Source organism: Streptomyces katrae (genome assembly GCF_000966975.1).
GTDB lineage: Bacteria > Actinomycetota > Actinomycetes > Streptomycetales > Streptomycetaceae > Streptomyces > Streptomyces katrae.
On the sequence record NZ_JZWV01001091.1, the window covers coordinates 1 to 6677 of the forward strand.

At 72.0% G+C, this 6677-nt stretch carries 4 protein-coding genes and 2 pseudogenes; 4 read left to right on the forward strand and 2 right to left on the reverse strand.

Annotated features, from left to right (window positions below):
• Positions 1-335, forward strand: a pseudogene (locus VR44_RS32780) (carboxylesterase/lipase family protein); the annotation flags it as partial.
• Here VR44_RS32780 and VR44_RS32785 read toward each other — a convergent pair.
• Complete coding sequence (locus VR44_RS32785) at positions 313-1677, reverse strand: alpha/beta hydrolase-fold protein (RefSeq protein WP_094192068.1); 1365 nt, start codon at positions 1675-1677, stop codon at positions 313-315. The pseudogene VR44_RS32780 and the gene VR44_RS32785 overlap by 23 nt on opposite strands.
• Positions 1678-1946: 269 nt before the next feature.
• Between VR44_RS32785 and VR44_RS32790 the strand changes: the two are divergent.
• From VR44_RS32790 to VR44_RS32800, 3 genes and pseudogenes are all read left to right on the forward strand, one after another.
• Positions 1947-2842, forward strand: a pseudogene (locus VR44_RS32790) (alkaline phosphatase family protein).
• 2 nt (positions 2843-2844) lie between these two features.
• Positions 2845-4107: an MFS transporter gene (locus tag VR44_RS32795; protein ID WP_211275168.1), complete on the forward strand. Its 1263-nt coding sequence runs from the start codon at positions 2845-2847 to the stop codon at positions 4105-4107.
• Positions 4108-4164: 57 nt separating this feature from the next.
• Positions 4165-5193, forward strand: coding sequence for a TolB-like translocation protein (locus tag VR44_RS32800; protein ID WP_045951272.1), 1029 nt, complete (start codon positions 4165-4167; stop codon positions 5191-5193).
• Positions 5194-5288: 95 nt separating this feature from the next.
• On the opposite strand, the gene VR44_RS32805 is transcribed toward VR44_RS32800, so the two are convergent.
• Entirely contained in the window at positions 5289-5975 is a 687-nt protein-coding gene (locus VR44_RS32805; protein ID WP_045951273.1) for a GNAT family N-acetyltransferase, read from the reverse strand.
• Positions 5976-6677: the final 702 nt, after the last annotated feature.

Sequence of the window (6677 nt, forward strand, 5' to 3'; positions counted from 1 at the left end):
ACCCCCTGCGCCGGATCGCCGGGGCCCGCAGGCCGGCGCCGAGCCACCTCTACGAGTTCCGCTGGCCCAGCGGCGTACCCGGCCTCGGTGCCTGCCACGCGCTGGAGCTGGGCTTCGTCTTCGACACCCTCGGCCTGCCGGAGTCCTCCTGGCTGGCCGGTCCGGACGCCCCGCAGGCCCTCGCCGACGAGATGCACGGGGCCTGGGTCCGCTACGCCACCACCGGGGATCCGGGCTGGGCCCCGTGGGACGGCAACGGCCCGCCGAAGTTCTTCGACGGGCCGGAGCCGGAGGCAGTGCGTGCGGAGGCTGTTACTCCACTGGTCCTTCCATGACCTTGCTGATGAACTCGATCGGACCCTCGCCCATGTTCGGCACATAGGTCTTGGCGTTGTGCTCGCCGCCCGGGATCACCCTGAGCATGGTGTGGACGGGTCCCTTGGTGTAGGTGGCGACGAACTTCTGGACGTCCGGGAGCGTCTTCTTGTTGTTCTCGTTGTCACCGACCTGGAAGGCCAGGTAGACGTCCGGAGCACCCTTCTTGTCGATGAGCTGCTTGGCGAGCACCTCGGGGTTGTTCTCCGCCTTCTCCTTGTCGAAGCCCTTCCACAGCGGGGAGTCGGGCACGATGTCGGGGCCGGAGCAGATGGCGGCCTTGAACTTCTCCGGGTACTTCAGCACCGCCTTCAGGCTCGCGAAGCCGCCGGTGGAGGAGCCCATGTAGGCCCAGCCGTCACGCGACTTGATGGTGCGGAAGTTCTCCCGCATCAGGTCCGGGACGTCGTCGGTCAGCCAGGTGCCCATCTTGGGCTGGTTGGGGATGTCGGAGCCGTCCCAGTAGATGCCCTTGTCCGGCTCCGGGTTCAGCACGGGCATGGCGAGGATGAAGGGCTTGCTCTTGCCCTCGCTGTACCACTTGCTGATGCTGGCCTGGAGCTTGAGGTCGGTGCCCATCCAGTAGTTGACGGGGAAGCCGGCGCCGCCGGGCAGGGCGATCATGACCGGGAAGCCGCTCTTGGCGAACTTGGGGTCGTTGTACTCCTTCGGAGCCCAGACCCACACCTTCCCCTTGAAGCCGGACTTCTTGCCGTCCAGCTCGGTGACCGCCACGTGGGTGCCGTCCGGCAGGGTCGAGGCGTTCTTGAACTGGGCCGTGGGGTTCGTGGGCATCGACATCTTCGAGTTCGGCGCCTGCTTGCCCCCCGCCGCCTGGCCGCCGCCGGGCTTCCCGAAGGAGACGGCCTCGCCCTTGTCGCTGAAGGGCGGTATTTCGAAGTACGCCATGACACCGGCGCCGATGCCGGCGAGGGCCAGCACGGTGACGCCCGCGATGATCCACTTCTTCGCCTTGGACTTCCGGCGCGGCGGCTCCTCGTCGTAGGGAGGCTCGTACCGGTCGTACTGCTGCTGCTCGTACTGCTGCTGCTCGAAACGGGGCTGCACCTGCGTCGGCGCGTCGTAACCGTACTGGTCCTGCCCGTACGGGCCGCCCTGCTGCGGCCGGCCCTGCTGGGGGCCGCCGTAACCGGGTCCGCCGTAGGGCCGGCCGCCCTGCGGGGGCTGGCCGTAGGGAGGCTGCGGTCGGCCCTGCTGCTGGCCGTAGGGCGGGCGCGGCGGCGGGTTCTGACCTTCCGGCCTGTACGGCGGCTGGTACTTGCCGTCGGGTGAGTACGACATGTGCGGTGGCTCTCCGGCTGTTGCTGGCCCCGTCGCGGGGAGGACTGCTTCCGTTCGAATGATGAACGATAGTGCCTCGGGGTTCCCTATTTTTCCTTTTCTTGACGGTCCGAGGGGTAGGGCGTTGCCCATCGCCTGCAGGGCGCACGGAGTTCCCCTGCTGTTACCCGCGCGTCCCTGGCCCATGCACACGGCCCTGGGTATGGTGCGTCCGCGCCGCCACCCCCAAGACTTCCCCCATGTGCCCGGAGGTACATCCCGTGTTTGGCATGACCATTTCACGGCCTCGCCGCAGGACCGCCCTCGCCACCGCCTTCGGCATCACCGCCGCCGGTGCCGCCCTCTGGGCCGGCCTCGGCGGTGCCCAGCCCGCGCACGCCGCGGGTCTGCCCGCCCCCGACCACACCGTCGTCGTGGTCTTCGAGAACCACGCCTACAACCAGGTCATCGGCAGCTCCAGCGCCCCCTACATCAACTCCCTGAAGGCAGGGGGTGCCAACCTCACCCAGTCCTTCGGCATCACCCACCCCAGCCAGCCCAACTACATGCAGCTCTTCTCGGGCTCCAACCAGGGCGTCACCGACGACAGCTGTTACACCCCCGGCTTCAGCTCCGCGCCCAACCTGGCCTCCGAGCTCTGGCCTCCGAGCTCATAGCCGCCGGCAAGACCTGGGGCAGCTACAACGAGACCCTCCCCAGCCAGGGTTCCACCACCTGCTCCAGCGGCAAGTACGCCCGCAAGCACAACCCCTGGTTCGCCTTCTCCAACGTGCCCACCAGCACCGCGAAGACCATGACCCAGTTCCCGGCGGACTTCACCACCCTGCCCAAGGTGTCCTTCGTCGTCCCCAACCTCTGCAGCGACATGCACGACTGCTCCGTCGGCACCGGCGACACCTGGCTCAAGAACAACCTGAAGGCCTACGCGGACTGGGCCAAGACCCACAACAGCCTCCTCGTCGTCACCTTCGACGAGGACAACCGGCTCGCCGGCAACCAGATCCCGACCGTGCTCTACGGCCAGCCCGTGACCCCGGGATCCACCTCGGCCACCACCTACAACCACTACGACATGCTGCGGACCCTGGAGGGCCTGGCCGGGCTGACCACCCACGCCGGGAACGCCGCCACCGCCAAGGACATCACGGGGATCTGGGCCTCCTGACCATGTACGTCGCGGACAGTCGCGGTACCACCGCGCCCGCCGTGGCCCCCGAGACGCAGGCCGTCGCCCCGGGCAGCAGCCCGGGGCGGCGCGCCGCCCTCGCCCCCACGGTGCTCGCCCTGGGCACGGTCAGCCTGATCACCGACGTCTCCTCCGAGATGGTCACGGCCGTGCTCCCGCTCTACCTCGTCGCCGGACTCGGGCTCACCCCGCTCGGCTTCGGCCTCCTCGACGGGGTCTACAACGGCGTCAGCGCCCTGGTCCGCCTCACCGGCGGCCACCTCGGCGACCGCCTGGGCCGCCACAAGGCGCTCGCCGGCACCGGCTACGCGCTCTCCGCCCTGTGCAAGCCGCTGCTGCTGCTCGCCCACACCCTCCCCGCCATCGGCGCCGTCCTCGCCCTGGACCGCACCGGCAAGGGACTGCGCACCGCCCCGCGCGACGCGCTGATCTCCCTGGCCGCCGCCCCCGAGGACCGCGGCCGGGCCTTCGGCGTGCACCGGGCCATGGACACCGCCGGCGCGCTGATCGGACCCCTCCTGGCCTTCCTGATCCTGCGCGGCGCCGCCGACGGCTACGACGCCGTCTTCACCGTCAGCGCCTGCGTGGCCGCCCTCGGCGTGCTGGTGCTGGTGCTCTTCGTCCCCGGCCGCCGCACCGAACCCGCCCCCGACGCCGCCCCGGTCTCCCTGCGGGCCTCCCTCGGCCTGCTGCGCCGCCGGGACCTGCGCCGCACCGCCCTGTGCGCCCTGCTGCTGGGGCTGTGCACCGTCAGCGACGCCTTCGTCTTCCTGCTGCTGCAGAAGGCCACCGGGATCGCCGACCGCTGGTTCGCGCTGCTGCCGCTCGGCACCGCCGGAGCCTTCTTCCTGCTCGCGATGCCGTTGGGCCGCCTCGCCGACCGCGTCGGCCGCCGCCGGGTCTTCCTCGGCGGACACCTCGCGCTGCTGCTCGCGTACGGCCTCCTCCTCACCGGCGCCCACCACCCGGCCCTGCCGTACGCGGTCCTCCTGCTGCACGGCGCCTTCTACGCCGCCACCGACGGCGTGCTCATGGCCGAGGCCGCCGGCGCCGTCCCCGAGGAGCACCGGGGCGGCGGGCTCGCCCTCGTCCAGACCGGCCAGGCCCTCGCCCGGTTCGCCGCCTCCCTGGGCTTCGGAGCCGCCTGGACCGTCTGGGGCGCCCGGCCCGCGCTCGCGGTGGCCGCCGTCCTGCTCGCCGTCGCCGTCGCCGGCTGCGCCCGGCTGAAGCCCGACGGCCCCTGACCCCGGCCGCAGCCCGCACCACCGCATCCCCACACGAGGAAGACCGAAGGCCCCCACATGACCCTCCAGCGCCGGATCCTGATCCTGGTCTGCGCCGTCGTCCTGCTCGCCGCCGTCGGCGTGATCGCCGTCGTCCGAGCCGGTTCGCGGGCCGACGAGAAGGACCGGGCCCGGCCCGGCGGCCCGGAGATCACCCCGGGAGCGGTCTCCCTCGCCCCCGGCGACGGGGGCCGGCGGATGGTCTTCCGGAACATGGCCTGGGGCCCGCACCGCGACGAGCTCGCCTCCGTCCCGGCCACGGCCCCCGACGGCCCCCGCACCGCCTCCGGGGTGAAGTGCCTGCGCTTCCACGCGGCGGCCGGAACCGGGATCTGCCTCCAGGCCGACAAGGGCGGGGTCCAGGAGAGCTACCGGGCGGTCGTCCTCGACGCCGGCCTGAAGGAGGTCGCCTCACGCCCCCTCGCCGGGATCCCCACCCGCGCCCGGGTCTCACCGGGCGGCCACCTGGCGGCCTGGACGGTCTTCGTCGGCGGGGACTCGTACGCCGGGACGAACTTCTCCACCCGGACCTCGCTGCTCGACCTGCGCACCGGGAAGTACGACGCCTCCCTGGAGGACTTCACCGTCCTCATGGACGGCAAGACCTACCGGAACGCCGACGTCAACTTCTGGGGGGTCACCTTCGCCGCCGACGAGAAGACCTTCTACGCGACCCTCGCCACCGGCGGCCGCACCCACCTGGTCCGCGGCGACCTCGGCGAGCGCACGGTGACCGTCCTGCGCGAGAACCTGGAGTGCCCCTCGCTCTCCCCGGACGGGACCCGGCTGGTCTTCAAGAAGCGGGTGCCCGGGCTGCCCGAGGACGCCCCCTGGCGGCTCCACGTCCTGGACCTGGCCTCCATGCGGGAGACCCCGCTCGCGGAGCAGCGCAGCGTGGACGACCAGGTGGTGTGGACCGACGACAGGACCGTCGTCTACTCCCTGCCCGGCGACTTCGGCGCGGACCTGTACTCCGTGCCGGCCGACGGCAGCGGCGCCGCGACCCGTGTGACGGCCTCGGCCCTCGCCCCCGCCTACCTCGGCTGAGCGGCCGGGGGAGGGGCGGGAACGAGGGCCGGGGAGTCCCGCGGCGCGGGACGCCGCGGGACGGTGGACCGGTCGGGCGGGAGCCCGCAGGACCGTTACGCCGGAATCAGCGTCCTGCGCCGCCGCCTGCGGGGCGCGGCCGCCGACATGCGCAGTTCGATGATCGAGCGGACCGTGGGCCACTCCTCGTCGAGGATCGAGTAGAAGGCCGTGCTGCGCACCGCCCCGTCCAGCCCCCGCGAATGGGCCCGGCGGACCCCCTCGCAGGTGAAGCCGAGACGTTCCATCGCGGCCCGCGAGCGCCCGTTGCGGGCGTCCGCCCGCAGCGAGATCCGGCGCACGCCCCAGGTCTCGAAGGCGTGGCGCAGCATGAGCAGCTTGGCCTCGGTGTTGATGCCGGTCCCCTGGGCGGCCGGGGACAGCCAGGTGTTCCCGATCTCGGCCGCGTCCGGGATCGCCGTCGCCGGATCCCCGAAGGGCACCCCGGGCACGGCGGGCCAGACGAGCGGTCCCTGCCAGTAGTCGAGTTCCAGGAACCGGGTCGACCCGACCACCCGCCCGTCAGAGGCTCTGACCACGGCGAACGCAAGGGATCGACCCGCTGCCTGATCGGCGAGGGCACGGTCGATGTACTCGTGGGACGCCTGCAACCCGTGCGGCACGGGAGTGAAGGCGTAAGTCGTACGATCCTCGGCCCCGGCCTCGGCCAGGGCCTCGGTGTGGTGGGGGGCGAGGGGCTCGAGCCGCACGGAGCGGCCGGCGAGGAGTACGGGTACGGGCACGGAGCCTTCGGTCCTTCTGGGCGGTGGGGTGGTTGCACAGTCTGCGTCCCTGACGTCACCCCCCGCGCAAAACGCGGGTGAAAGGCAACGGGCTGTCAGGTGAACGCGAGTGGCTCAATGTAGCCCCTCAGGGTCCTCTCATGAACCCCCTATTTGGCAATGGCGCAAAGTGTGTTTTCGATGACTTTGGTCCGACGGCCGGAGAACCCTTGATCCAGGTCCACCGACCCCCGTCCGACCGGTCGCCGCAGGCCTCGCAGACGGCGGCCCCGAATGCCTCCGGCTCCCGCCTCACCACCTCTGACCTGCGAGGATGTGCGGCGAACCCGGAGGCGGACGCAAAGGTCCCGCGCCGGGCCCGCACCGGCGGCCCGGCGCGGCCCCTCCGGGACCCGGGTATCGAACAGGCGGTCGTCGGGGGAGGAGTCATCGACACGATGCTGGCGCCCCGCGCCGGCACCGGCCAGCCGGAGGCGGCCGCCCGGGTCAGCGCCCCCCGGGGCGGGCCTCCGGCCCGCGGGGGCGGTGCCCGCGCCGTTGGTGGTGCCCAGGCCGTCCGGGCGGCGAAATGGCCCATCCGACGGGCTGCCGACCGGCCCATGGAGGCGGGCCGCCGCAGTGATCCAATGGACCGGTGACGATACGGTTCCTGCCCGCGCCCGGCGCGCCCCGCCGCCTGGCCGCCGCCCAGTTGAGCAACTC